23 protein-coding genes are annotated in these 23,609 nt (G+C 63.2%); 11 read left to right on the top strand and 12 right to left on the bottom strand.

Annotated features, from left to right (window positions below):
* Positions 1-3 precede the first annotated feature (3 nt).
* Positions 4-1,107: a 5-(carboxyamino)imidazole ribonucleotide synthase gene (locus V1293_RS18215; RefSeq protein WP_334511248.1), complete on the bottom strand. Its 1,104-nt coding sequence runs from the start codon at positions 1,105-1,107 to the stop codon at positions 4-6.
* Positions 1,104-1,592, bottom strand: a complete 489-nt coding sequence (gene purE / locus V1293_RS18210; protein ID WP_334511247.1) for a 5-(carboxyamino)imidazole ribonucleotide mutase — start codon at positions 1,590-1,592, stop codon at positions 1,104-1,106. Before purE ends, V1293_RS18215 begins: the two co-directional genes overlap by 4 nt.
* Before the next feature lie 151 nt (positions 1,593-1,743).
* Between purE and V1293_RS18205 the strand changes: the two genes are divergently transcribed.
* On the top strand, positions 1,744-2,427 hold the full coding sequence (locus V1293_RS18205) for a GGDEF domain-containing protein (RefSeq protein WP_334511246.1): 684 nt from the start codon (positions 1,744-1,746) through the stop codon (positions 2,425-2,427).
* A 112-nt stretch (positions 2,428-2,539) separates the two neighbouring features.
* On the opposite strand, the gene V1293_RS18200 is transcribed toward V1293_RS18205, so the two are convergent.
* The 3 genes from V1293_RS18200 to V1293_RS18190 all read right to left on the bottom strand — a co-directional run bounded on the left by V1293_RS18200 (position 2,540) and on the right by V1293_RS18190 (position 3,442).
* Positions 2,540-2,791, bottom strand: coding sequence for a hypothetical protein (locus V1293_RS18200; protein WP_334511245.1), 252 nt, complete (start codon positions 2,789-2,791; stop codon positions 2,540-2,542).
* A 23-nt stretch (positions 2,792-2,814) separates the two neighbouring features.
* Positions 2,815-3,027: a hypothetical protein gene (locus V1293_RS18195; RefSeq protein ID WP_334511244.1), complete on the bottom strand. Its 213-nt coding sequence runs from the start codon at positions 3,025-3,027 to the stop codon at positions 2,815-2,817.
* 208 nt (positions 3,028-3,235) lie between these two features.
* On the bottom strand, positions 3,236-3,442 hold the full coding sequence (locus V1293_RS18190; RefSeq protein WP_057851906.1) for a YdcH family protein: 207 nt from the start codon (positions 3,440-3,442) through the stop codon (positions 3,236-3,238).
* Positions 3,443-3,787: 345 nt separating this feature from the next.
* Here V1293_RS18190 and V1293_RS18185 point away from each other — a divergent pair, with 345 nt between their 5' ends.
* Positions 3,788-3,973 carry a YdcH family protein gene (locus V1293_RS18185; protein WP_334511243.1) on the top strand — a complete coding sequence of 62 codons (186 nt, stop codon included), beginning with the start codon at positions 3,788-3,790 and terminating at the stop codon, positions 3,971-3,973.
* A gap of 77 nt (positions 3,974-4,050) precedes the next feature.
* Here V1293_RS18185 and V1293_RS18180 read toward each other — a convergent pair whose 3' ends face one another.
* Entirely contained in the window at positions 4,051-5,154 is a 1,104-nt protein-coding gene (locus tag V1293_RS18180; protein WP_334511242.1) for an NAD(P)/FAD-dependent oxidoreductase, read from the bottom strand.
* A gap of 258 nt (positions 5,155-5,412) precedes the next feature.
* On the opposite strand from V1293_RS18180, the gene V1293_RS18175 reads away from it, so the two are divergent.
* The 3 genes from V1293_RS18175 to V1293_RS18165 all read left to right on the top strand — a co-directional run bounded on the left by V1293_RS18175 (position 5,413) and on the right by V1293_RS18165 (position 10,693).
* Positions 5,413-8,118, top strand: coding sequence for a sensor domain-containing protein (locus V1293_RS18175; protein ID WP_334511241.1), 2,706 nt, complete (start codon positions 5,413-5,415; stop codon positions 8,116-8,118).
* A gap of 77 nt (positions 8,119-8,195) precedes the next feature.
* Complete coding sequence (locus V1293_RS18170; protein ID WP_334511240.1) at positions 8,196-9,665, top strand: glycerol-3-phosphate dehydrogenase; 1,470 nt, start codon at positions 8,196-8,198, stop codon at positions 9,663-9,665.
* Between the two features lie 11 nt (positions 9,666-9,676).
* A complete protein-coding gene (locus tag V1293_RS18165; RefSeq protein ID WP_334511239.1) occupies positions 9,677-10,693 on the top strand; it encodes an adenylate/guanylate cyclase domain-containing protein in 1,017 nt (338 codons plus the stop codon).
* A gap of 14 nt (positions 10,694-10,707) precedes the next feature.
* On the opposite strand, the gene V1293_RS18160 is transcribed toward V1293_RS18165, so the two are convergent.
* Positions 10,708-12,018 (bottom strand): tetratricopeptide repeat protein, encoded by a 1,311-nt coding sequence (locus V1293_RS18160; protein ID WP_334511238.1) that lies wholly within the window; start codon positions 12,016-12,018, stop codon positions 10,708-10,710.
* A gap of 31 nt (positions 12,019-12,049) precedes the next feature.
* Complete coding sequence (locus V1293_RS18155) at positions 12,050-12,550, bottom strand: GlcG/HbpS family heme-binding protein (RefSeq protein ID WP_334511237.1); 501 nt, start codon at positions 12,548-12,550, stop codon at positions 12,050-12,052.
* Positions 12,551-12,725: 175 nt separating this feature from the next.
* Here V1293_RS18155 and V1293_RS18150 point away from each other — a divergent pair, with 175 nt between their 5' ends.
* The 5 genes from V1293_RS18150 (at position 12,726) to V1293_RS18130 (ending at position 17,141) form a co-directional block, all read left to right on the top strand.
* Positions 12,726-13,919 carry an ABC transporter ATP-binding protein gene (locus V1293_RS18150; RefSeq protein WP_334511236.1) on the top strand — a complete coding sequence of 398 codons (1,194 nt, stop codon included), beginning with the start codon at positions 12,726-12,728 and terminating at the stop codon, positions 13,917-13,919.
* Positions 13,916-14,830, top strand: a complete 915-nt coding sequence (locus V1293_RS18145; protein WP_334511235.1) for an ABC transporter permease — start codon at positions 13,916-13,918, stop codon at positions 14,828-14,830. The genes V1293_RS18150 and V1293_RS18145 overlap by 4 nt, the downstream gene beginning before the upstream one ends.
* Positions 14,830-15,645, top strand: a complete 816-nt coding sequence (locus V1293_RS18140; protein ID WP_334511234.1) for an ABC transporter permease — start codon at positions 14,830-14,832, stop codon at positions 15,643-15,645. Before V1293_RS18145 ends, V1293_RS18140 begins: the two co-directional genes overlap by 1 nt.
* Before the next feature lie 215 nt (positions 15,646-15,860).
* A complete protein-coding gene (locus V1293_RS18135; protein ID WP_334511233.1) occupies positions 15,861-16,691 on the top strand; it encodes a C1 family peptidase in 831 nt (276 codons plus the stop codon).
* Between the two features lie 21 nt (positions 16,692-16,712).
* Positions 16,713-17,141, top strand: a complete 429-nt coding sequence (locus V1293_RS18130) for a protease inhibitor I42 family protein (RefSeq protein WP_334511232.1) — start codon at positions 16,713-16,715, stop codon at positions 17,139-17,141.
* A gap of 6 nt (positions 17,142-17,147) precedes the next feature.
* On the opposite strand, the gene V1293_RS18125 is transcribed toward V1293_RS18130, so the two are convergent.
* The 4 genes from V1293_RS18125 to V1293_RS18110 form a co-directional block, all read right to left on the bottom strand.
* Positions 17,148-17,999: a carbohydrate ABC transporter permease gene (locus V1293_RS18125; RefSeq protein ID WP_334511231.1), complete on the bottom strand. Its 852-nt coding sequence runs from the start codon at positions 17,997-17,999 to the stop codon at positions 17,148-17,150.
* Positions 17,996-18,868 carry a carbohydrate ABC transporter permease gene (locus tag V1293_RS18120; RefSeq protein WP_334511230.1) on the bottom strand — a complete coding sequence of 291 codons (873 nt, stop codon included), beginning with the start codon at positions 18,866-18,868 and terminating at the stop codon, positions 17,996-17,998. The genes V1293_RS18125 and V1293_RS18120 overlap by 4 nt, the downstream gene beginning before the upstream one ends.
* 198 nt (positions 18,869-19,066) lie before the next feature.
* A complete protein-coding gene (locus tag V1293_RS18115; protein WP_334511229.1) occupies positions 19,067-20,452 on the bottom strand; it encodes an ABC transporter substrate-binding protein in 1,386 nt (461 codons plus the stop codon).
* A 261-nt stretch (positions 20,453-20,713) separates the two neighbouring features.
* Positions 20,714-21,712, bottom strand: a complete 999-nt coding sequence (locus tag V1293_RS18110) for an IS30 family transposase (RefSeq protein WP_334511228.1) — start codon at positions 21,710-21,712, stop codon at positions 20,714-20,716.
* A gap of 544 nt (positions 21,713-22,256) precedes the next feature.
* Between V1293_RS18110 and V1293_RS18105 the strand changes: the two genes are divergently transcribed.
* A complete protein-coding gene (locus tag V1293_RS18105; protein ID WP_334507484.1) occupies positions 22,257-23,255 on the top strand; it encodes an IS110 family transposase in 999 nt (332 codons plus the stop codon).
* The last annotated feature ends 354 nt before the right edge of the window (positions 23,256-23,609 follow it).

Raw genomic sequence — 23,609 nt, 5'->3', positions numbered from 1 at the left:
GCGCTATTTCTTGAAGACCTGGGCCACTTCGGTGACATGGCCCATTTTGCGGCCAGGCCGCGGCGCGCCCTTGCCGTAGAGGTGAACCGTGGCGCCCGGTCTAGTCAGCCATTGCTCGTAATCGAGGATATCGTCGCCGATCAGGTTGGTCATGGTGACCTCGCCGTGACGAACCGGCTTGCCGAGCGGCCAGCCGGCGATCGCCCTGATGTGCTGCTCGAACTGGGAGATCGAGGCGCCGTCCAGCGTCCAGTGCCCGGAATTATGCACCCGCGGCGCAATCTCGTTGACCAGTACATGCGGTCCGCCGTTTTCGGCAACGACGAACAACTCGACCGCGAGCACGCCGACATAGTCCAGGGCGTTGGCGATCTTCTCGGCGACGGCACGCGCGTCTGCGGCCAGCACATCTGATATCGCGGCGGGCACGCGGGAGAATTTCAGGATGTGATCGCGGTGCTCGTTTTCGGTGACATCGTAACATTCGACTTCACCGTCCGCCGAGCGCGCGGCGATCACGGAAATCTCGCGCTCGAACGGAATGAAGGCTTCGAGGATCGCGGATTTGGTGCCGAGGTCTTCCCAGACTTGAGCGGGGTCGTCGCCCTCGCGGATGATCGCCTGGCCCTTGCCGTCATAGCCGAAGCGGCGGGTCTTGATCACGGCGGGAAGGCCGATGCGCGCGATGGCGCTCTGCAGGGTTTCCACCGACGACACGTCGGCATAGTCGGCGGTGCCGATGCCGAGCCGCTTGATGAAGTCCTTTTCGATCAGCCGGTCCTGCGTGGTCTCCAGGATCTCCTGCGCGGGCAATACGGGACGGCGCGCGGCCAGCACCATGGCGGTGGCGGCTGGCACGTTCTCGAATTCATAGGTGATGACGTCGACATCGTTGGCGAACAGCTCGAGCGCCTCGACGTCGGCATATTCGGCGCAGGTCGCGTTCAGCACCACGTCGAAGGCGGGCGAGTCCGGGTCCGGCGAAAACACCTGGCATTTGAGGCCAAGGCGCGCCGCGGCCATGGCAAGCATCCGGCCCAATTGTCCGCCGCCGAGAATTCCGATGGTGTCGCCCGGCTTCAGCTTCACCCTGCCTGAAGCCGTCACGCTGATCCCTCCGGACGCTCCTTGACGGCGTCGGTCTGCTGCTTGCGCCAGGCCGCCAATCGCGTTGCCAGTGCGGCGTCGTTCAGCGCCAGCACGGCAGCTGCCAGCAGCGCGGCATTGATGGCGCCGGCCTTGCCGATCGCCAGCGTGCCGACGGGAACGCCGGCCGGCATCTGCACGATCGAGTACAGCGAATCGACCCCCGACAGCGCCTTGGATTCGACGGGAACGCCGAACACGGGAAGTTCCGTCAGCGCCGCCGCCATGCCGGGCAGATGAGCAGCGCCACCGGCGCCGGCGATGATGACCTTGAAGCCCTGGGCCTTGGCGCCCTTGGCAAAGGCGAACAACCGGTCCGGGGTCCGGTGGGCCGAGACGATGCGCTTTTCGCAGTCGATCCCGAGCGCCGTCAGCGTTTCGGCGGCGTGGCGCATGGTCTCCCAGTCGGACTGGCTGCCCATGATGATGGCGATGGGTGCGGTCATCTCGTCAATTCTGTTCGGGAATCCAGAAACATAGGCCGATTATAGGGTCGGCCCGGGGCTCATCCAAGGCGTGGCAAGGGATCAGGAATGGACTATCCTGTCTTGGTGAATCCCGGCAAGCCTTCATAAGCAAGCCTGCACAGGGAAGGCCATGAGCAAGAAAACCAGGGCGACCGCCTCCAGGGCCGGAAAACGCCCCAAAAGCGAGGCTTCCGGGCGAAAAAGCGCGCCGCGGCGGTCTTCCGCGCCGGGATCCCGGCCGCCGGCGGTGTCCAACGGCACCAAGACGACGATTCGCCGGCTGAAGGCGCAACTGGCCCGGACGCAGGCGCAGATCGAGGAACTTCAGGCCTCTGCCGATACCGACTTCCTGCTGGGTATTCCGAACCGGCGTGGCTTCGAGCGCGAACTCAATCGTGCGATTGCCTACATCAAGCGCTATCGCGCCGGCGGCGCCCTGGTCGTGCTCGACGTCGATCGCTTGAAGCCGATCAACGACGCCTTCGGACACGCCGCAGGCGACCAGGTGCTCAAGGCCATCGTCACGACGTTGCTCGCGCAGGTGCGCGCTTCCGACGTGGTCGGCCGGCTCGGCGGCGACGAGTTCGCGCTGCTGTTGTGGAATCTCAGCGAGACCGATGCCAGGGCCAAGGCGGCCGCGCTGGAGGAAGCGATCGATCGCCTCATCTTCGACTTCGACGGCCGCACCATTACCGCAGGCGCCTCCGCGGGCGTCTCCGTTCTCGATACCCATTCCGAAGCCGGCCGCGCGCTGGAAGCGGCTGACAGCGCCATGTATGTGCGCAAGGCGCTGCGGCGGCACGAGGCGTCGTGAAGAGCTGGAGATCTGTGGGCAAAGGCGTTCTTACGCCGTGCCCAACGTCTCTCTGGCGAGCATGATGGTGGGCACGTTTGCGCTTTGCCCACCTTACGAATCCCGACGATGCCTACAGCCCGCTGAGATCATCCGGCACATTGCCGAACTTGCGCAGCAATTTCGCGTCGCCGAATTCGCCGATCATCGGATCGCCGCTGCGGCTGAAGGCGACGGCGCCGATGCTGCCGGCCATTCGCGACATCATCTCGGCGCGCCGTAACGCCGTCGTCGGGCTCTGGCATTCTTCCGCGGCTCCCGCCATCGGCGAGCCGCTATCGTCCTGCAGGAATGGCATTGCGACGTAATAAGTGACATCGGCCATTGGTTCGCTCCGGGTTTGATGGATCAGGCAGCGTCGCTCTCCGCATGGGAGGTTCGCGCCGGCACACAGCCGGCGGCGATTGCCGCCTGCAATTCCTCCAGTTCGGTTTCCAGATACTCGTTCGCCATGATCAGCGCCTTGATGGTCGAGCGGAGATTGCCGTCGCACATCGCGATGGCCTGGTCGCAGGCCTGCTCGTAGCGGTTGTTGTCGGGCAGGGGCGAGGTGACGGACATGGCGGGACTCCCGAGGCTGGCGGCAAGACGGCATGTTCTCTTTTTGTTCTAGAAGAGTCAAGTCGCATCCGCCAACCGGAAACCGGTTTTTCGGTCGGCCGCCCGGCAAGATTCTTCGCGAGGCCGGGCTGTGTGGATGTCGGGGAAAAGATCTGCCGGAAAACGGACGCTTTCGCGAGCCGATGGCCGAGCCAGGCAAGCGCAACAATCAGGCGATGATATCGGGCGTGATCTGGTCTTCGATGAAGGCGATGCGGTCGCGCAATTGCAGTTTGCGTTTCTTCAGCCGCTGCAGCCGAAGCAAGTCCGGCGCCGGCGACTGATGCAGCGCGTCGATCGCCGCATCGAGATCACGATGCTCCTGCTGCAGCCGGGCGAGCTCGTTTTCAAGCTCGCGCTCATCATCGTCGGTCATGGTGTACGTTAGCTGAAAGCGCGATGAGGTTGTGAACGGATTATCCTATAGCGTGATGACTTTTCTTCGAATTGTCATCCCGCTCTATCTGTTTGATTTGAGCCTGATCTTCCCGGAAAATCGGCACCCACTTTTCCGGATCATGATCATGCTCAAGGCTGGCAGTGAATATCGTCCCTGCGAGGCCGGTCCGCAAGCTGATCGGGTTCCCATACTCACGATTGGTTACAGATAAATCCGAAAATATGACAGGCGCGATTCTGGATACCCATCGACAGATTCGCGGTCTGGTGTACACTCCCGCGTCCGGATCGAATCTGGGTTCACCCACCGAGGAGATTTCGTATGGCACTACAGGCGCATCTTGTTGAACTTGAACGTAAACACAAGATCCTCGAGAATGAATTGCACGAAGCGCTCGTGCACCTTTCCACAGACGACCTGCAAATTGTCGAGTTGAAGCGCCGCAAGTTGATGGTCAAGGATGAGATCGAGCGGTTGAAGCAGACCGCCGAAGAAACTCTCCACTAATCAGTCCAGCAAAGTATCGAAAATTCCCTCCGCGACCGGATGGGCGCCGATGCGCTCATTCGTCCGCGCGCGGCTTGTTATTTCGCCGCCAGCGCGCCGACATGATCGGCGATCGCGAGCGATGACGTCAGTCCTGGCGATTCGATACCGAACAGATTGATCAGTCCGGCGACGCCGTGATCGGCTGGGCCCTGAATCAGAAAATCCTGGGTAGCGACGGCCGGCGGCACGATCTTCGGCCGGATTCCGGAATAGCTCGGCATCAGCGCGCCGTCTGGCAGCGTCGGCCAGTAGCGCCGGATCGCCGGATAGAATCGTTCGGCACGGGCCGGATCCACCGCATAGTCGATGCTCTCGACCCATTCCACGTCGGGGCCGAAACGGGCCTGTCCCGCCATGTCGAGCGTCAGGTGCACGCCCAACCCGCCGGGCTCCGGCACCGGATAGATCAGGTGTGAAAATGGGGCCCGCGCGCTGCAGCTGAAATAATTGCCCTTGGCCAGATAGGCGCAGGGAATCAGCCCGATCGGCATGCCTTCGATGCTGCGCGCCAATGCGGGAGCGCCCAACCCCGCCGCGTTGACGAGCAGGTTGCATGCAAGCGTCATCGGCGCTTCGCCGCCGGCTTCGATTTCGATCCGGCCGGCGGCGGCCCGGGCGTGCAACAGTGGCGTATGGAATGCGTAAGCTGCGCCCGCTTCCTCCGCATCGCCCCGCAGCGCCAGCATGTAGGCGTGGCTGTCGATGATGCCGGTGGACGGCGAGAGCAGGGCCGCATCGCAGTTCAACGCCGGCTCCAGCGCCCGTGCCGCCTCGCCCGTCAGCAACTGCAGATCGTCGACGCCATTGGCTTCGGCATGCGCCCGGATCGACTGCAGTTTTTCGGTTTCGCCTGGTGTCGTCGCCACGATCAACTTGCCGCAATTGCGATGGGGAATGCCGTGGTCGCGGCAATACTGGTAAAGCGCACGCTTGCCGCTCACGCACATCTGCGCCATCAGGCTGCCGGCGCGGTAATAGATGCCGGCGTGGATCACCTCGCTGTTGCGGGAGGAGGTGATGGTGCCAATGCCCTCAGTGGCCTCGAGCACGATTACTTCGCGGCCCGCCTGGGCCAGCCGTCGCGCGATCGCAAGCCCGACCACCCCCGCTCCGACGATGACGCAATCGACTTTGTCCATGTCAGCTTCGGACCTGAGAGTCCGGCGTGGAGATCGGCGCTTGCCACGCTCGGCAATCGTCGTTTCGTCCGCCGGAGCAGTCAAACAACCCGTTGGTTCGGCTCGAAATACGCCTCGAACGCAGTCCCGTTAGTGAAGCATTAATCATGTCAGGCCAATTGCCGTAATTTGGGTCGCATTTTAGAATTGCAGGGGTAGTCATTTACCCGATCCAAACCCGTCAAGCCAGACACTCCGCCCGCAAACCTCGGGTGGGTAATGGCTGACAGGAACCGGCAGGCAGGACGGAAGAATTCGATTCCGGCGCAGGCCCTCGTCTGTCTGCTCGCCCTTGCGGCGCCGTGCGGACTTGCGTGGGCTGCCGCGCCTTCCGCGGGCTTTGCCCCGGCGAGCTATATCGGCGAATTGGATCCCAATCTGGTGTGGGAGCTCCTGCTCGGGGGCATCGCCGTCGTTTCCTTCCTGGTTGCGATCGGGATCTGGGCACTGACGGCGTTGCGCGGGGCCAAGAGCGCCCAATTGCAGCGCAGCGCATTCATCAGCTCGGCGCTCAATACGCTCAACCAGGGCGTGATGATGACCAACGCGCAAAACCGCGTGGTCTTCTGCAACGACCGCTTTCTCGAAATGTACGGGCTCAGCCGCGCCGAGATTTCGAGCTCCATGACCGGCCGCGAACTGCTCGAACTGCGCCGCGGACGGGGCCTGCTCAATCTCACCGTCGAGGAGTTCAGCAAGCTTGCCCGCCGCCCGGAAGGCGTCGTCACCGAACTGCCGGGCGGGCGATCGGTGCTTTCGAAGATCTTCAACCTGCCCAATGGCGGGACGATCGGAACGCACGAGGATTGCACGGAGCAGCGCCAGCTGTCGCGCAAACTGGCATCGACCACCAAATTTCTGGAATCGGTGCTCGACAACGTTCCGGTCTGCGTCGCCGCCAAGAACATCGACGACGGCCGCTATATCTTCGCCAATCGCGCGTTCGAGCGATTCTCGCGCTTCTCCCGCGACCACATCATCGGCAAGCGCGCCGACGAAATCTTCCGGCCCGAAACCGCGAAGAGCATCGAGACGGCGGACCAGGCGGCGTTAACGGCGCCGGAAGGCTATCACCGCAGTGAATATTCCGTCGAACGGGGCGACGACGAGCGCGTTCTGTCCTCCAATCGCGTGGTCGCGCGCAACGAGAACAACAAGCCTGAATTCCTGATCGCGCTGTTCGACGACGTCACCGATCGGCGGTCGCTGTCGCGCGAACTCGAAAACACCAAGAAATTCCTCGAACTGGTGGTCGACAACATCCCGGTGTCGCTGATCGTGGAGCGCGTCAGCGACGGGCGGTATCTGCTCGCCAACCGCAGCGCCGAGACCATTCTCAACCGCCGCCGCGAGGACGCCACCGGCCTGACCGCCGCCGACATCTTCAATCCGCGCGAAGCCAAATTGATCATCGCGCGCGACGAGGCCGCGATCAAGAAACGCAGCCTGCTCACCGAAGAGCATCCGATCTCGACCAAGGACGGGCTGCGGCTGTTCCTGACCCGCCGCATGACTGTTCTCGACGAGGCCGGCGAGCCGCAATATCTGATCAAGACCCACGAGGACGTCACCGACCGCCGCCAGACCGAATCGCGGATGGCCCACATGGCCTATCATGACGGCCTGACCGACCTGCCGAACCGCGCCGCCTTCCTGCAGGCGCTGGCGCAGATGATCGAGGCCTGCGCCGGCACCGACGAGGAATTTGCCGTGCTGTGCGTCGACCTCGACGGCCTGAAGGAAATCAACGACGTGTTCGGCCACGCCATGGGCGACAAGCTCCTGATCGAGGTTGCGGGCCGCATCCAGGCCTGCGCCCGTGGCGGCGTGGTGGCCCGGCTGTCGGGCGACGAGTTCGGCCTGATCATCGACGGCAAGCAGCCGGAGGCGGGCAAGGCGCTCGCCGAAAAACTCGCGCAAACGCTGTCGGACGAATTCGTGATCGATGGCAAGTCGGTGCGCACCGGCGTCACCACCGGCATCTCGGTATTTCCGCACAACGGTTCCGATGCCGCCTCGCTGCTTGCCAATTCCGGCGCGGCGCTGTTCCGCGCCAAACAGAAGTCGCGCGGCTCGATCAGCATCTTCGAGCCGGAGATGGACCAGCAGATCCGTGATCGCCGCGTGCTGCATCAGGATCTCTCGATGGCGATCAGGAACGGCGAATTGTCGTTGCACTATCAGCCGCAGGCCGCGTCGGGCGCAACGGTCGCAGCCAGCAAGATCATCGGCTTTGAGGCGCTGGCGCGCTGGATGCATCCGGTGCGCGGCTTCGTGTCGCCGGGCGAGTTCATCCCATTGGCGGAAGAAAGCGGCCTGATCGTCGAAATGGGCGTCTGGATCTTGCGCGAAGCCTGCCGGGAGGCCGCCTCCTGGCCGGTACCTATGCAGATCGCCGTCAACCTGTCGCCGGCGCAGTTCATGCACGGCGACGTGGTCAGCCTGGTGCATTCGATCCTGCTCGAAACGGGGCTGGCGCCCGACCGGCTCGAGCTTGAAATCACCGAAGGCGTGCTGATCGAGGATTTCGACCGCGGCCTTGCGCTGCTGCGGCGGCTGAAGGCGCTCGGCGTCCGCATCTCGATGGACGATTTCGGTTCCGGCTATTCCTCGCTGAGCTATCTGCAGGCGTTCCCGTTCGACAAGATCAAGATCGACCGCGCCTTCGTCATGAATCTCGGCCGCAACCCGCAGTCGGCGGCGATCGTCCGCGCCGTCATCGATCTCGGTCACGGCCTCGAAATGTCGATCGTTGCCGAAGGCGTGGAGACCCAGGAACAGCTCAGCTTCCTCGCGGACGAGGGCTGCGACGCGGTGCAGGGCTATTTCCTCGGCAAGCCCCAGCCGATCGGGCACTACGACGCGCTGGTTGGCCGCAGCGCCGCAAACAACGTCGAAGCCGCGCGCAAACTCGCCAGCGCCTGATTTCAGGGAACGACATCCACTTTTGGCCATCATGCCCTAGTGTAGTGAGATCAGATTCTCACCAGTAGCCTTGGCGTATGGCGGACTACGATCTCGCGATCATTGGCGGCGGATTGAACGGCGTCAGCATCGCGCGCGACGCCGCCGGACGCGGCTTGCGCGTGATCCTGCTGGAGCAGGGCGATCTCGGCGCGGGCGCCTCCTCGGCCTCGCCGCGGCTGATCCATGGCGATCTCGCCGGGCTGGAGCGCCGGCATTTCCTTCGCGTCCGTTCGGCGCTTGTCGAGCGCGACGTCTGGCTCAGGATTGCGCCGCATCTGGTGCGCCCGATGCGGTTTGCGATTCCAGCCCATTCGGACGAACGTCCCGTCTGGCAGTTGCGCTCATGGCTCCTGTTGTATGACCGGCTGGCCTCGCGCAACGGTCTGCCGGCCTCGGCGACCGTCGACGTCACCCATCATCCCGTCGGCAACGCGCTGAAACGGCCGTTCGGTACCGCCTTTGAGTATTCCGACTGCGTCGTGGACGATTCCCGGCTGGTGGTTCTCACCGCCGTCGATGCCGCGGCGCGCGGCGCGGTGATCCGCACCGGCGCACGCTGCACCCGGGCCGAACGTGGCAAGGAATGGCGGCTGGTGACGATCGATCGCGGCTTTCGCCAGATCGTCACGGCACGGGCGGTCGCCAACGCCACCGGTGCGTGGACGCCGTCCGTCGCCGAGACGGTGTTGCGCGTGCCGCCGCCGAAGGTGGCCGCCGTACAGATGGACCAGATCGTCGTCCGCCGCCTGTTCGACAGCGACAACGTCTATGTGTTCCAGAACAGCGACGGACGGCTGATTTTCGCAAGCCCCTATGAGCGCGATTTTACCCTGATCGGCACCGCCAGCCATGCCTTCAAGGGCGATCCCGCCATCGTCGCGATGGCGGCTGGCGACGTCGCCTATCTCTGCGATGCGGCGAACCGCTATTTCCGCGAGCGGATCGAGACGGTTGACGTGGTGCGCACGCTTTCCGGGGCCAACACGGTGCCGGCTCCATCTAGCGGGCGGCATCAGCGCGACGGAGCGATAACGCTCGATCATGGGCGCGGCAAGGCGCCATTGGTCACGGTTTTCGGCGGCGACGTTACGACCTCGCGGCTGCGCGCGGAGCGGGCGGTATCGAAGCTGACGCCGTTCTATCCGATGTCGTCGCGCTGGACCGCGAAGGCGCCGCTGCCCGGCGGCGATTTTGCGTGGGACAGTTTCGATAACGAAGTCGACGAAATACGCGACCGCTGGCGGTTTCTCGGCGAGGATCAAGCGCGGCGTCTGGTCGCCGCCTATGGCTCGAATGCCAAGGTTATCCTCGGCGACGCCAAGGCGCGCGGCGACCTTGGCCCAGCCTTTGGGCTGGAATTGACGGGCGCCGAAGTACGCTATCTCATGAGTAAGGAATGGGCGCGTTTTCCGGACGACATCCTGTGGCGGCGCACCAAGCTCGGCCTCACCATGCAGCCGGCCGATCGCGAGGCGCTGGCAACCTTTATGGCGGCATCGGTGTGAATGGATCGGACATGCGGCGCGCGATCAGGCCAACTGTTTTCTTTGCGATTCTCGGTCTGCTCGGGGGAATAGTCTATCGCTATTTCATTGATGATCCGATCGAGAGGACGCTGCCGTATTATCTCCGGAGCAGCTTGCACGGGATGGGCATAACGCTGGCCTGCTGGGGCGTTCATCTCTACTTCACGTCGCGACGAAGTGATTGGATCAGCAAATGGCCGCTGCTGGCGGATCTGGCGGTGCGCTCCGCGACCATGGCCATCGTCGTTGCGAGCGCGGCGCTGGTCTTGCAGATGACGCTGTACTGGGAATGGATCGAGACGAAGTGGCTGATCGAACAGTTGCCCATTGTCGTTGCGTTTAGCTTCTTTGCATCCCTGCTCGTCCTGTCAGCCTTCGAATTGACACGGCTGATCGGCAGCCGTGTGCTGTTCAATATAGCGCTCGGGCGCTACCGAAGCCCGGTGCGGGAAGCGCGCGTGTTGATGTTCCTTGACCTTGCAGGCTCGACCTCGCTCGCCGAGGCGATGGGAGAATTGCGCGTGCAGGGCCTGCTCACCCGGTTCTTCTTCGACATCGACGGCGCAATCGTCGCGCACGGTGGCGAGGTTCACGCCTATGTCGGCGATGAGGTCATCGTGACGTGGCCGCTCGACGACAGGATCGCGGGCGGACGCTGCATCGACTGCTTCTTCACGATTGCCGACATCATCGCGGAACGAGCGGAGTCTTACCGTCAGGAGTTCGGCATGGTGCCGAACTTCCGGGCTGGCCTGCATGCCGGTCACATGGTGATCAGCGAGTGCGGCAGCTCGCGCCGCCAGCTTGCCTATTTCGGCGATACCGTGAACGTGACGGCGCGGCTGCAGGAGCACTGCAAGGAGGTCGGCCGGAATTTGCTGGTGTCTTCCGACCTGTTGCGCCATATGAAGCTCAAGCCGGCTTTCGCGGTCGAACCGCTGGGGGAGGCGCGCTTGCGTGGCCGGGCGGCCGCGATCGAGGTGTTTGCCGTCGAGCGTCGTAGCTGATCCCACGGACGACTTCAGTTTCGCTGCGCCTGCCGCGACCAGGCCTCGTCGCGCGCCGAAGGCCTGCGGTCGAGCCGTGCCGAGATGCGCCGGGCGGCCTTGTCGCCGTGACCGGCGCGCATATAGGCGACGATCAGCGTGTCTTCCCAAAGCTGGCGCTGGGCGTGGCTGCCGCCGATCCGCGTCAGTTCGGAAATCGCAGGCTCGAGCAGGCGTACCGCGCCGTCATTGTCACCTGCCGCAAACGCGCGGATGCCGCGACAGAGCTCGATCGCGCTGCCGCCCGGCGCCAGCTTGCCGTCGGCCGCGCGCGCCTCGAGTTGGGCCAGTCGCGTGTCCAGCGCATCACCGCCTGTCATTGCTGCGGCCAGTGCAAAATGCATGTCGGCGAAGTGCGCTCCGGCTTGTGGAAAATATTTCTCGCCATAGGCCGCAATCTCCCGCCAATGCGGCTCCAGCCCCGTTTGGCCGGCCAGCGACAACCGCCACAGCAGCGAGGCGCCGTCGGTAAAGATGTTCAGCGGCGGATAGGGACGGCCTGCCGGCTTGATATGCTGTTCGTAGACCGCAAGCGCACCATCCAGGTCGCCTTCGTCGAGGTTGGTCAGCGCGACGTGCCAGGCAAGATGCCCATGCAGGAAGCTCTTGCGATCATGCGAGGGCATCCATTGCGCGAGAAATTTGCGGCCCACCGCCATGTCGCCTTGCTCGAACATCGCATGCGAGAGGCCATGCGCGGCGTTGGCGTTTTCCGCACGCAGCGCCATTGCGTGCTCGGAAAGTGTCCGGCCGGTGGAGAGATTACCCGCCTCGGTGTGCGACCAGCCGAGGTAACTGACAAACCACCAGTCCTCGCCATAATGGTGCGCGTGGCGTTCGCAGATCGCGAGCTTGGCGGCATCGTGGTCGGGACGGCCCGAGAAGGCGTAGAGGCCGAACGCGCCGAGCAGCATCGACAGCACCTGCGCGTCGCGCGGATATTCGTCCAGATGCGCCTCCGCGCCGGTCACGGCGACTTTCGGCTTGCTCTCGATCACGGCGGCCATGATCTCGACATGGCTTTTTTCGCGCTGGCTCGCGCCGGCGGCGAGCTCCCGGGCCTGCGCCGCCATGGCGCGCGCCTTGCCGCCTTCCATGTTGAGCTGATGGAGGCGGGCGCGCCCGATATGCGCCAGCGCAAAGCCCGGATCTTCCGCAATCGCCTTGTCGAAGGCGTCCTCGGCGCCATGCCACGCCGACAGCATGCAGTCGACGCCGTCGCGGTAATGCGCCGCAGCGCGGTCCGAGGCGGTGGTCAGCAGGAGGTCATATCTGTCGCGGTTCATTGTTGTTGTCGTTGGGGCGCGATGGCGTCGTTTAGAAATCGAGCTTGTCGCGTACGGCGTCGATGCCCGCCTTGGCGCAGGCCTCGTCCGCGTCGCCGCCGGGAGCTCCGGACACGCCGACGGCGCCGAGCAGCGAGCCTGCCGCTTCAACCGTCACTCCGCCACCGACGATGACCGCGCCGGGCAGTTGGCGAATTCCGGCCTGCATCGTGCCGGGCTGGCTGATGGCGTTGAGTTCGGTCGTGCTGGTGCGAAAACTGGCCGCGGTCCATGCCTTGCCCGAAGCGGTCGACACCGTGTGGGGGCCGGCGAATCGGTCGCGCAGCAGAACCTGCGTGACGCCGAAGCGGTCGACGACGGCGACCGTCACCTGAAAGCCGCGCTTTCGGCAATCCGCCAGTGTTGCTTTGGCCAGATCCTGCGCCAGTTCAGGGCTCAGCGACTTGTAGGTCACGAGCGCGTCCTGGGCGGCGGCCGGGCCGGCGAGCAGGCAAGAGATCGCCGTGATGGCCGGCAGATTGCGAACGATCATCATGTTCCTCCCCGAACTTTCTTACCGCGCGCAAAGGCGGGTTTTCTGGCGGCTTCGAACCTTACCAGAGCGGGGAGCGGCGGCATCCATAATATTGTGGCTCACGCGTTGCGAGGCGTTGAGCGGAAGCCGATCCGCCGCTAGCGTGCGGCCACGACGGGGGCTGGCAGGTGGCATGACCGAGGAATCGCCGGAAATCGACGCACCGAAAACCGATGTGCCTGCGACGCCGGCGGGGCCCACACCGCCGACCGATGCGGCCGGCGACTTGCCGTTGCTCCGGATCGAGGGAGTCTCCAGGAATTTCGGCAGTTTCCTTGCGGTGGACCGGCTCTCGCTCGACATCCGGGCGGGCGAGTTCTTTGCGCTATTGGGTCCGAGCGGCTGCGGCAAGACCACGCTGCTCAGAATGCTTGCCGGCTTCGAGCCGCCGGACGAGGGCCGCATCCTGCTTGACGGCCGCGACATCGCGCCGGTCCTGCCGCATGAACGGCCGGTCAACATGATGTTCCAGAACTACGCGCTGTTTCCGCATCTCAACGTGCGGGACAATATCGCGTTCGGGCTGAAGCGCGCTGGCATGTCGCGCGCCGCCATCGACACTCGCGTGGCCGAGATGGTGGCGCTGGTCAAGCTTGATGGCATGGAAAAGCGCAAGCCCGATCAGCTTTCCGGCGGCCAGAAGCAGCGCGTGGCGCTGGCGCGCTCGCTGGCGCGGCGGCCCAAGGTTCTGCTGCTCGACGAACCCCTGGCGGCGCTCGACAAGAAGCTGCGCGAAAGCACGCAACTGGAATTGATGGAGCTGCAGCGCCGGCTCGGCATGACCTTCATCATCGTCACCCACGACCAGGAAGAGGCGATGACGATGGCCAACAGAATCGGCGTGATGGACGCCGGACGGCTGGAGCAGGTGGCGACCCCGCGCGACCTTTATGAGGCGCCGGCTTCGCGCTGGGTCGCCGAGTTCGTCGGCGACGTCAACCTGTTCGAGGGCGAAGTCACCTCGCATGAGCATCATCGCCTGACGGTTGCGACCCGGGATGGCGGCGCCATCGTGGTCGCGGAGCCGCGCCAGCCGATCACCAAGACCGCCGTCACGGTCGCGATCCGCCCCGAGAAGGTAAAATTGTCGCGCCGCGGCCCGGCGTCGGACGCGGTCAATTCGCAGGCGATCAACCGGCTCGACGGCGCCGTCACCGATGTCGGCTATCTCGGCGGCTCGACCGTCTACAAGCTCAATCTCGATTCCGGCGCGGTGGTGCGCTCGTCGATGGCCAATACCGTGCGGCTCGACAGGGATACCTATAGCGTGGGTCAGCGCGTGGTGGCGTGGTTCACGCCCGATGATTGCGTGGTGCTGGAGCGATGAGCGGACGCCGCATCTTCGCGCAGCCGGCGCGCTATGCCGCCATCGCACCATATTTGTGGATGGTGCTGTTCTTCCTGGTGCCGTTCGGCTTCGTGCTGAAGATCAGCCTGTCGCAGACCGCGATCGCGCAGCCGCCATACGTGCCGGTGTTCGATTTCACGGAAGGGTGGGCGGCGATCCAGGCGGCGTTCGCGCAGCTCTCGCTGGATAATTTCAGGCTGCTGGTCTCGGACAGCCTCTACATCAGCTCTTATTTGCGCAGCCTCGTCGTCGCGGTGACCTCGACATTGATCCTGCTGCTGATCGGCTACCCCATCGCCTATGGCATGGCGCGGCTGCCGCAACGCTGGCAGGCGATTGCGATGATGCTGGTAATCATTCCGTTCTGGACCTCGTTCCTGATCCGCATCTACGCCTGGATCAATATTTTGCAGCATGACGGCCTGCTGAATAAAGTTCTGCTCGCGTTGCATCTGGTCTCGACGCCGGTGGTGTGGCTCTCGACCGACACCGCGATGTATATCGGCATCGTCTATTCCTACCTGCCGTTCATGATCCTGCCGCTCTATGCGACGCTGGCCAAGATGGATCCCTCGCTGCTGGAAGCCGCAAGCGACCTCGGCGCGTCGCCGGGGAGAGCGTTCTGGCTGGTGACGTTTCCGCTGTCCTTGCCGGGGGTCGGCGCCGGTGCGCTGTTGTGCTTCATCCCGATCGTCGGCGAGTTCGTGATCCCCGATCTGCTCGCCGGCTCCGGGTCGATGATGATTGGCCAGACGCTGTGGCTGGAATTCTTCACCAACAAGGACTGGCCGGTCGCCGCCGCCGCTGCGGTCGCGTTGCTGGTGCTGCTGGTGCCGCCATTGTTGCTCTACGACCGGCTGCAACGCCGTCAACTCGAAGGGGCAAATTGATGGCCCGCAAGGTCGGCAAGATGTCGCCGTTCAACATCACCGCGCTCGCGCTCGGGATGGCGTTTCTGTACCTGCCGATCGTGATCCTGATCATCTATTCCTTCAACGCCTCGCGGCTGGTCACGGTGTGGGGCGGCTGGTCGCTGCGCTGGTATTACGAATTCTTCAACGACCGCGCGATGCTGGATGCGGCATGGATGAGCCTTCGTGTCGCTGCGGTTTCCGCCACGATCGCAACGCTGCTCGGCACGCTGGCAGCCGTGGGGCTGGTCCGCGGCGAGCGCTTCAGGGGCCGGTCGCTGTTTTCCGGGATGCTCTATGCGCCGCTGGTAATGCCGGAGGTGATCTCGGGGCTTTCTCTGCTGCTGCTGTTCGTGGCGCTGAACGCCGAGCGCGGCTTCTGGACGGTGACGATCGCCCACACCACGCTGACCATATGCTTCGTCACCGTGGTGGTGCAGTCGCGCCTCGCCTCGATCGACCGCAGCCTGGAAGAGGCGGCGATGGATCTCGGCTGCGATGCGGTGCATGCCTTTCTCTCGGTGACCTTGCCGCTGATCATTCCGGCGATTGCCGCCGGATGGATGCTCGCCTTCACGCTCTCGCTCGACGATGTCGTGATCGCGAGTTTCACCACCGGTCCGGGCTCGGCGACGCTGCCGATCCGGATCTATTCCGAGGTGCGCTTGGGAGTGAAGCCCGAGATCAATGCGATCTGCACCATGGTGATCGCGCTGATCGCGGTGGTGATCGTGATCGCTTCGCTGGCCTCGAAACTGTCGAGTTCGCAGGGCGAGAGCGCGGCGCCGCTGTAAGCCGCCGGCCACTTTCGCAAAGCTCCGATGCCCGGACTGCGCGCCATCACGAAATCGTGCGGACGATTTTCTATCTAAACGTGCGCCAGTTCATACTCCTTTGCTTTCGTTGCAACGCAGAAATGATGGCGTTCTGATTTGGAAGTCGTTTCGAAAATTCTTGTCGGCCTCACGCGGTTTTCGCGTGGTTCATCATGTCAACAGGAGAATTCATTATGGCCAAGTCCAAGAAGGTCCTCGACAAGTCATCCTCCACAAGGCCGGAGACGCATCGCATTTGCAATGTGGTGCCCTCGCGCAATACCGAAACCGACTGGGCGCCGTCCGACGTCATCGCCGCCGGAGCGGTGGCCGCCCCGCTGGCGGCGCCCGCCAGCGTCGATCTTCGACAGCCCTGGTGGGATATCGGCAATCAGGAATCGACCGGCTCCTGCGTCGGCTGGGGTTCGACTGACGGCGTTGCCCGCTATCATTTCGTCAAGGCGGGCAGGCTCGCCCAGAACGCGAAACTGTCGCCGCGGTTTACCTGGATGGCGTCGAAGGAGACCGACGAATTCACCTCCAGGCCGGAAACGATGATCGAAGGCGCCGGCACCAGCCTGAAGGCCGCGCTGGACATCCTGCGCAGATACGGCGCGGTGCCGGAGGCGGTGCTGCCCTTCCATATCAAGACCAACATGTATCTGGACGACGAGAACGTATTCTACGCCGCGGCGGCGACGCGGAAGATCGTCTCCTACGTCAACATGCAGCGCAATTTCGCGAGCTGGCGTTCCTGGCTGGCGAGCCATGGGCCGATCCTGGTGGCGCTCAATGTCGACCATACCTGGGACAACGCGACCGCGACCCAGGGCAAGCTCGACACCTTCATGCCGGCGACGGTTCGCGGCGGCCATTGCGTCTGCTGCGTCGGATATACCGCCGACCGCCGCTTCATCATCCGCAACAGTTGGGGTACGGCTTGGGGCGACAAGGGCTTTGCCTATGCCAGCGAGGCCTATATCAATGCCGGATTCTTCAACGAGAGTTACGGCGTGACGCTCTGAGGCAGGGAGCTTGACGGCCCCTTGAGCGGATGGAACCTTGCTGAGCTGATGCGCGTTGCCGCGCTGTTGGGTGCGATCCTTTCATTGCACGACAGCGGTGCGGTCGCCGCCGAGACCGGGAAGGTCCATGTCATGCAGTCACTGACCGAGGCGGACAACGAGCGGACGGTAGATTTGCGCGTCGGCGAGAGCGTTCGCCTTACGCTGCCGGAAAACGCGACCACCGGCTACCGCTGGGCGATTGATCGTCTCGATCGGGACGTCGTGGAGGAAGCCGGATCGGAGGCGCATCCTTCCCGCGGTCCCATGGGCTCCGCCGGCCAGGTCTCGTTCGACTTCAGGGCCAAGCAGGCCGGCAGCGGCGAGGTCGCGCTGAAATACTGGCGTCATTTCGAAGGCGACGCGTCAATCGTCAAGCGGTTTAGCTTCCGCCTCAACGTCAAGCCATAAGCCGCCTCACGACTTCACGGCGCCTGCGGTCAATCCTCCCACCATGTAGCGCTTGAATGCGTAGTAGATCGCGGCCGGCGGCAGCGCGTAAATGAAGCCGGTGGTCATCAGCAATTCCCACGGCGAGTCGTCCGCGGCCAGGAAGTTGCCGAGCGCAACGGGGAGCGTGATCTCGGTGTCCTTGGAGAGCAGCAGGAAGGCGTAGAGATATTCGTTCCAGGCGAGCAGGATCGCATAGGTGCCGATCGCGACCAGCGAGGGCATCATCAAGGGTACATAGACCAGGCGGAACAATTGCAGCGTCGTCGCGCCGTCCATGGTGGCGGCTTCATCCAGCTCGACCGGCAGCTTGTCGGAGGCCTGCTTCAGCACCCAGATCGCGTAAGGAGACGCAATCGTCACCATCGCGAGAATCAGCGACCAGTGATTGTTGAGGAGGCCGTAATTGCCCATGGTCCGGTACATCGGCACGGCGAGGAACGCCGCCGGGATGAAATAGGTGAACAGCGCGAGGTTCATCACCCAGCGCCCGCCGGGAACGCGCAGCCGCGAGATCGAGAACGCGGCCGCGGTCGCGATCATCAAGGTCAGCGCGCCCGCCGACAGCGCGATCACGACCGAATTGAAGAACTGGATCCAGAAATCGCGCAGGAAGTAATGCTGCTGGTGGAACACGATGCTGAAATTGTTCAGCGTCGGATGCGTGGGCCACAGCTTGCCCGAGAACGCATCTTCCTTCGGCGAGATCGCGAACAGGAACATGTGGTAGATCGGCACCATGGTCCAGATGAACACGGGAATGCCGATCAGCAGCAGCTTCGTTTCGGTGCCGACTTCGCGGAGTGTTGGCAGCTTCATCGCGACAACCGTTTCATCATAAAATAGACCAGCGGCAGCACGAACGGCAGCGCGCAGACGATCGACGCCATCGCAAGCGAGAGCTGGTCGAGCCGGAGATAGCGGATGCCAAGGGTAGCCAGCACATGGGTGAGGTCGGCGGGGCCGCCGCCGGTGAGCAGGTAGACGCTGTTGAAGTCGCCGAGCGTCCAGATCATCGAGAGCAGCGTGCAGGTGATGTAGAGCGTCTGCATCGACGGCCAGGTGATGTAGCGGAATTTCTGCGACCAGCTCGCGCCGTCGACCTCGGCGGCCTCATACAGGTCATGCGAGATCGCGAGCCGCCCGGTCATCAGGATCAGCGTCCAGAACGGCAGCGATTTCCAGATGTGCACGCCGATCGCCATGCTGAGCGCCACCGCCGGATCGTTCAGCCAGTTCGGGCCGTCCTCGCCGGTGAATCTGAAGATCAGCTGGTTGATCACGCCCCATTCCGGATTGAACATGAAGCGCACGGAGAGGATGGTCGGGATCGACGGCACCGCCCAGGGCAGGATGAACAGCACCGACAGCCATTTGATCCAGGTGCGCTGCTGCGCGAAGAAGCCGGACAGGAACAGCGCGATCAGCATTTTTATATTGATGCCGATCACGAGGAAGATCAGCGTGTTGACCGCGGCGCGCGCGAAGATCGGGTCGTGCCAGAGCGCGACATAGCTCGCCGGCTGCCGCGCCAGCCAGAGCCCGTAGCCGACCGGATAGACCACGAAGGCCAGGAACACGAGGATATAGGGGGCGAGCAGCACGATGCCCCAGACTTGCGGCGTCGTCAGGCGGGCGGAGAGGGGCGGGCTTGCTATTGCGTGATCGCCCGAAAGCGTGATTGCCATAGGTTTACTCTTAGAACGAGATGCCGGCCGTCGCTACGCCGTCGTCCCTGCGAACGCAGGGACCCATAACCACAGGCTGTTGTTGTTGCGCAAGGTCGTCGACCGGCATTTTTCAAAACGACCGCCGCAGCGTATGGGTCCCTGCGTTCGCAGGGACGACGGAGACCATACTATCGCGGCGGCCGGCATCGCTTATTCCTAACCCGCGATCTGCTTGATGCGGGCGATCAGTTCGTCGACGGCCTTGTCGACCGGCACCTTTTCGCTCACCACGCGGTTCATCGCCTTGGCCCAGACGTTCTCGTTGTTCAAAATCGTGAACTTCCAGTTCTTGGTGAAGTCGAACGGCGTGGTGCCGCCGGTGAACTGGTTGTACACCGCCTTGCGATGCCGGTCAGCCTGCCAGAACGGGCTTTGCTGGCTGGCGGTCGTCACCGGGAACCAGCGGCCGAGCGCGCCCTCGATATAGGGCCGGACGTTCTCTTCCTGCAGCAGGAACTTGATGAACTCCTTGCCCTCGGCCTTGTTCTTGGCGACCGCGAACATCAGGCCGGTCTTGACGTCCGAGCGGTACTTGATCGGCGTGCCGTCCGGCTTGTTCGGGAACGAGGCGGTGATGATGGTCTCGTCATAGTTCTTCTTGCCGAGCGCGCGCTGTTCCGGCGTCAGCGCCGGGTTGTTGGCGTCGTCGAGCCATTTCGCCGCGATCGAGATCGTGAAGTTGTGCGTCATCACGATCGTCTTGTTGTGGAAGGCGACGTTGTTGTCCGGATCCTTCCAGGTGGTGGAGGAAGGCGGCGTGCATCCCTTGATGTAGGTATCGGTGTAATCCTTCATCGCCTTGATCAGGTTTTCCCGCACCTTGGGATCGTCGACCTGAAGCTTGCCGTCGTCGTCGACCAGCTTGACGTTGTAGGCGTCCATGAAGGTGTAGAACGACTGGAACGAGTCGGTGGATTCCACGCCCATCGGCTGGCCGACGGCGTAGACGCGCTGGCCGGTGGCCTTGCGGATCGCCGGCTGCACCTTGTTGCACCAGAACGACCAGTAATCTTCCCACTTGGTCGGGATGTCGCTCTGCTTGAAGCCGGCCTGTTCCAGCATGTCCTGCCAGATCTGGACGTGCATGCTCTGCTGCTTCAGCGGAAAGCCGTAATAGGCCTTCTTCTTGGTGACGTCGTTATAGAGCAGCGCGGTTTCCAGCGTGTTCGGCGCGAACGCCGACTTCATCGGGGTCAGGATGTCGCCGAGGTCCTCGAGCTTGCCCTCGAACGCCCATTTGCCCTGCGCCTGCACATCATAGCTGTCGGAATAGGCGACATCAGGCACGGTGCCGGAATCCAGCGCCGCCACCGTCTTCGGGATCATGTCCTGAATGGCGTATTGCGACAGCTCGACCTTGATGCCGGTCTTGGCCTCGAATTTCTTGATCGCTTCGAGAAGCGCGTCGTCCTCGGATTTGTAAAAGCCCTTGCCGAACCAGACGGTGATGGTCTTTTGCTGGGCGAGCGCGGGTGCAGTGGCGTAAAACAGCCCGACCGCAGCGACCGCGAGTGAAAGCCCACCTAATTTCTTGGATATCACGTTGTTCTCCCTCAAAACGCCGGCTTGTTAACCGGTTGGATAAAGGACTTAGCCCATGCGCGCGGCGCGATCCAGATGGGGCATAGCAGACTTCTGTAGGGGGACATTCCGGGCACAAATGCGGCAAACCACTCCGGGTACGCTCCGGCGTTTTGGTTCAATCATTTTTGGTTCAATCATTTGTGCCCCCCGGATACCGGAAGCGATCCGGATTGTCGCGGCACGCAAAACCGTCATGCCCCGCGCAGGCGGGGGATGGAGTCACGTTTGAAGTGCAACGATTGATTTGAGTGCGGAGAATGCCTCGGCGGGCGTCTTGAAGTCCAGGCATTTGCGTGGGGTATCGTTGAGGCGCTGAACGTGCCGCTTGAGGTCGGCTGCCGTGATGAGTTTGAGGTCAGTTTTGCGGGGCAGCAGGCGTCGTAAGCGCCTGATGGAGTTTTCCACGCCGCCTTTTTGCCAGGGACTATGGGGATCGCAGAAGAAGGTCTGGACGCCGAGGGTTTGGTGAAGCCTGTGATGCTCGGCGAATTCGTTCCCGTTGTCGAAGCTGACGGTTTTGCGCATTGCTTGGGGAAGTTTGCCGAGTTGACGGCCGATGGTCCGAGCGGTGCGGACAGCTTTTCGATCGAGTGGTCGGTGAACCATGTTGAAGCGGGTTTGCCGTTCGTGGAGAACAAGCAACCCTTGGCCACATCGGGCGAACAGCATGAAGTCGGCTTCCCAATGGCCCGGTGTCCCGCGGCCTTCGACCTCGGCGGGGCGTTCGGTGATCGAGCGCCGTTGTTTGATGAGGCTGGCGGGGCTGCGTCCTGGACGGTGCCCTCGTCTTCGTTTGCGGCGCGGCAGCAGGCGGTGCCAGCAATCCTTCTGAGCGGCACGATGATAGATGAAACGATAGATTGACTCATGGCTGATGATGACGCGACCATGTTCCAGCGCCAGCCGGCCAGCGATCTGCTCTGGGGAATGTCCCATCGCAAGGCGTTTGCCCACGCGGTTTCGCAGGTCCGGCTGGCGCGCCAGCTTGAAGCGGCCATCCCACCGTCGCCGACGCTCGGCCAATTGCTGAGCCCGGACAGGCTCGTAGCCCCCGGCCCAGACCTTGGTAGGCCGGGAATTGCGCCGCAGCTCCCGGCTGATCGTCGATGGCGCCCGGTCGAGCGCAGACGCAATTTCGTTTTGAGATTTACCGCCTGCATGCAGGCGGTAAATCTCAACGCGCTCTTCAAGGCTGAGCTGGCCATAACATTGTCCCATCGCCACAACACCCTAGCAGGTGTTGCACTTGTGTCGTGAGCCCAAGGGGCATCCAGTATGCCGCCGCCTGTCGGCTCAATCACTGCTGCCTCTGGAATACTGGATCGTCCGCCCCAGTGCGTAATTGCGCACAAGGCGGACGATGACGACCGAACATGCGTTCACGATCTCGCGGCGCTGATCGCCCGAGGCTTGACCGAAGCTCTCGCCCAAGGAGAGCGCAGGGAAGACCGGGTGCGCGCTGCACCCGCGGTCTCGTGTGCAATGTGCACAGGAAGTGCGCACACGAGCATACAGGTCCAGCGGAGAGCATCCGGCCTTCCCTGCGCAATGGTTTGACGGCTTATGGCGCGCTCTTGTGTCCGCAAAATCTGCCAGAATATGCGAACGGGCGGCTCAGACCAACCGCCCGTCGCTGGATCTGAGCCCGTTCGCGCTCAAAGGCCTTGAGAGCCTGTCGGGGAGCGAGGGACAGATCCGGTGTCTTCCTCAACCCGAACAGTTGCATGGGCTGCGAGCCCGAACCGAGCAAGGAAGGGAGTGGATGATGGCACAAAATGAGGTCGTTGTCGTCGGTGTTGATGTGGCCAAGGACAAGGTGGATGCATGCATTCGCTCGCTGTCTCAACGGCAGACGTTCCCGAGCACCGCAGAGGGGCGGCACGCATTGATCCGCTGGCTTCGCAAACACAAGGTCGGCAAGGCAGCCATGGAGGCTTCCGGCGGTTATGAGCAGGACTGGGCCAAGGCGCTGCGCGAGGCCCGCATCGAAGTCCGGATCGTTGACCCGAAGCGGGTGCGCAGCTTCGCCCGCTCGGCCGGACGCCTCGCCAAGAACGATCCGATCGATGCGGAGATGATCGCCTGGTTCGCCGAGACCTTCACCGACGCGCCGGGCCAGGCCTTCGACGCGGCACGCGAGAGGCTGGTCAAGATCGTCAATGCGCGCCAGGGACTGCTCGATCTGCAGACCAGCTTGAAAAACAGTGGCGAGCATTCTGTGCCGGACGTCGTGCAGAAAATGCAGGCGCGGCTCTTGAAGAAGATTGCCGTCGAAGTCGCCAAGCTCGAGACCGCGATCTCCGCCATGGTCAAAGCGACGGCGCATTTTGCCGAGCTCGCCGAGATCATCGAGAGCGTGCCGGGACTTGGTAAGATCACGTCCGCCGGACTGATCGCGACGATGCCGGAACTGGGCCAGGTGAACGACAATATCGCCGCGGCCTTGCTGGGGGTAGCACCTTACGATGACGATAGCGGCCAACGGCGGGGCAACCGCCACATCAAGGGCGGGCGCCGCAAGGCCCGCAACCTCTTCTACATGCCTTGCATGGGAGCTGCGACCCAGCACAACCCCGTGCTCAAGGCGTTCTATGATCGCCTGATCGCCAAGGGAAAGGAGCCGAAGGTTGCGCTCACCGCCTGTATGCGCAAGCTCATCGTCATCCTCAACACCATGATCGCGCGACGCCAAAAATGGGACGCCAACCGTTACAAACCGAGCGACCCCGCTCGGCTTCCGCCGAGCGCATGCCCAGCCTAACGACCGGTGAGCGGACGGGGTCAAGGCCGTCAGCCGCCGGAGGCGGTGGCGCGTAGCGCCAGCCTTGAGCCCGGCCGATCACAGGTCTACGTGTAAAAACACAGTTGCTCCCTGGAGACGAATTCCTCTTGCCTCCATCGCCGGCGAATTGACGATTTTGCGAACCCGGTTGGGTTTGCGAAAATCTCCGCCGATTTGACACCAGCCACGGGTGCCAGGACCACACGCTTTTGCCGTACGCAGCTTCCTTCACCAAACCATTCGACCGGCTTGTGCGGCCGGCCGAAGTTCTGGCGGAGGCGTTCAAGCGCCGTTCGTCTACACGCTGTCGATCGCTCACGGATAACCGCCCTG

Origin of the sequence: Bradyrhizobium sp. AZCC 1693, from assembly GCF_036924745.1 — a bacterium.
Taxonomy (GTDB): domain Bacteria; phylum Pseudomonadota; class Alphaproteobacteria; order Rhizobiales; family Xanthobacteraceae; genus Bradyrhizobium.
This window is presented reverse-complemented; position numbering and strand designations above follow the sequence as displayed.

Excerpts from the sequence above, each read along its gene's own strand:
- purE (WP_334511247.1), bottom strand. The coding sequence starts at position 1,592 with ATGACCGCACCCATCGCCATCATCATGGGCAGCCAGTCCGACTGGGAG.
- V1293_RS18205 (WP_334511246.1), top strand. The coding sequence starts at position 1,744 with ATGAGCAAGAAAACCAGGGCGACCGCCTCCAGGGCCGGAAAACGCCCC.
- V1293_RS18200 (WP_334511245.1), bottom strand. The coding sequence starts at position 2,791 with ATGGCCGATGTCACTTATTACGTCGCAATGCCATTCCTGCAGGACGAT.
- V1293_RS18195 (WP_334511244.1), bottom strand. The coding sequence starts at position 3,027 with ATGTCCGTCACCTCGCCCCTGCCCGACAACAACCGCTACGAGCAGGCC.
- V1293_RS18190 (WP_057851906.1), bottom strand. The coding sequence starts at position 3,442 with ATGACCGACGATGATGAGCGCGAGCTTGAAAACGAGCTCGCCCGGCTG.
- V1293_RS18185 (WP_334511243.1), top strand. The coding sequence starts at position 3,788 with ATGGCACTACAGGCGCATCTTGTTGAACTTGAACGTAAACACAAGATC.
- V1293_RS18180 (WP_334511242.1), bottom strand. The coding sequence starts at position 5,154 with ATGGACAAAGTCGATTGCGTCATCGTCGGAGCGGGGGTGGTCGGGCTT.
- V1293_RS18175 (WP_334511241.1), top strand. The coding sequence starts at position 5,413 with ATGGCTGACAGGAACCGGCAGGCAGGACGGAAGAATTCGATTCCGGCG.
- V1293_RS18170 (WP_334511240.1), top strand. The coding sequence starts at position 8,196 with ATGGCGGACTACGATCTCGCGATCATTGGCGGCGGATTGAACGGCGTC.
- V1293_RS18165 (WP_334511239.1), top strand. The coding sequence starts at position 9,677 with ATGCGGCGCGCGATCAGGCCAACTGTTTTCTTTGCGATTCTCGGTCTG.
- V1293_RS18160 (WP_334511238.1), bottom strand. The coding sequence starts at position 12,018 with ATGAACCGCGACAGATATGACCTCCTGCTGACCACCGCCTCGGACCGC.
- V1293_RS18155 (WP_334511237.1), bottom strand. The coding sequence starts at position 12,550 with ATGATCGTTCGCAATCTGCCGGCCATCACGGCGATCTCTTGCCTGCTC.
- V1293_RS18150 (WP_334511236.1), top strand. The coding sequence starts at position 12,726 with ATGACCGAGGAATCGCCGGAAATCGACGCACCGAAAACCGATGTGCCT.
- V1293_RS18145 (WP_334511235.1), top strand. The coding sequence starts at position 13,916 with ATGAGCGGACGCCGCATCTTCGCGCAGCCGGCGCGCTATGCCGCCATC.
- V1293_RS18140 (WP_334511234.1), top strand. The coding sequence starts at position 14,830 with ATGGCCCGCAAGGTCGGCAAGATGTCGCCGTTCAACATCACCGCGCTC.
- V1293_RS18135 (WP_334511233.1), top strand. The coding sequence starts at position 15,861 with ATGGCCAAGTCCAAGAAGGTCCTCGACAAGTCATCCTCCACAAGGCCG.
- V1293_RS18125 (WP_334511231.1), bottom strand. The coding sequence starts at position 17,999 with ATGAAGCTGCCAACACTCCGCGAAGTCGGCACCGAAACGAAGCTGCTG.
- V1293_RS18120 (WP_334511230.1), bottom strand. The coding sequence starts at position 18,868 with ATGGCAATCACGCTTTCGGGCGATCACGCAATAGCAAGCCCGCCCCTC.
- V1293_RS18110 (WP_334511228.1), bottom strand. The coding sequence starts at position 21,712 with ATGGGACAATGTTATGGCCAGCTCAGCCTTGAAGAGCGCGTTGAGATT.
- V1293_RS18105 (WP_334507484.1), top strand. The coding sequence starts at position 22,257 with ATGATGGCACAAAATGAGGTCGTTGTCGTCGGTGTTGATGTGGCCAAG.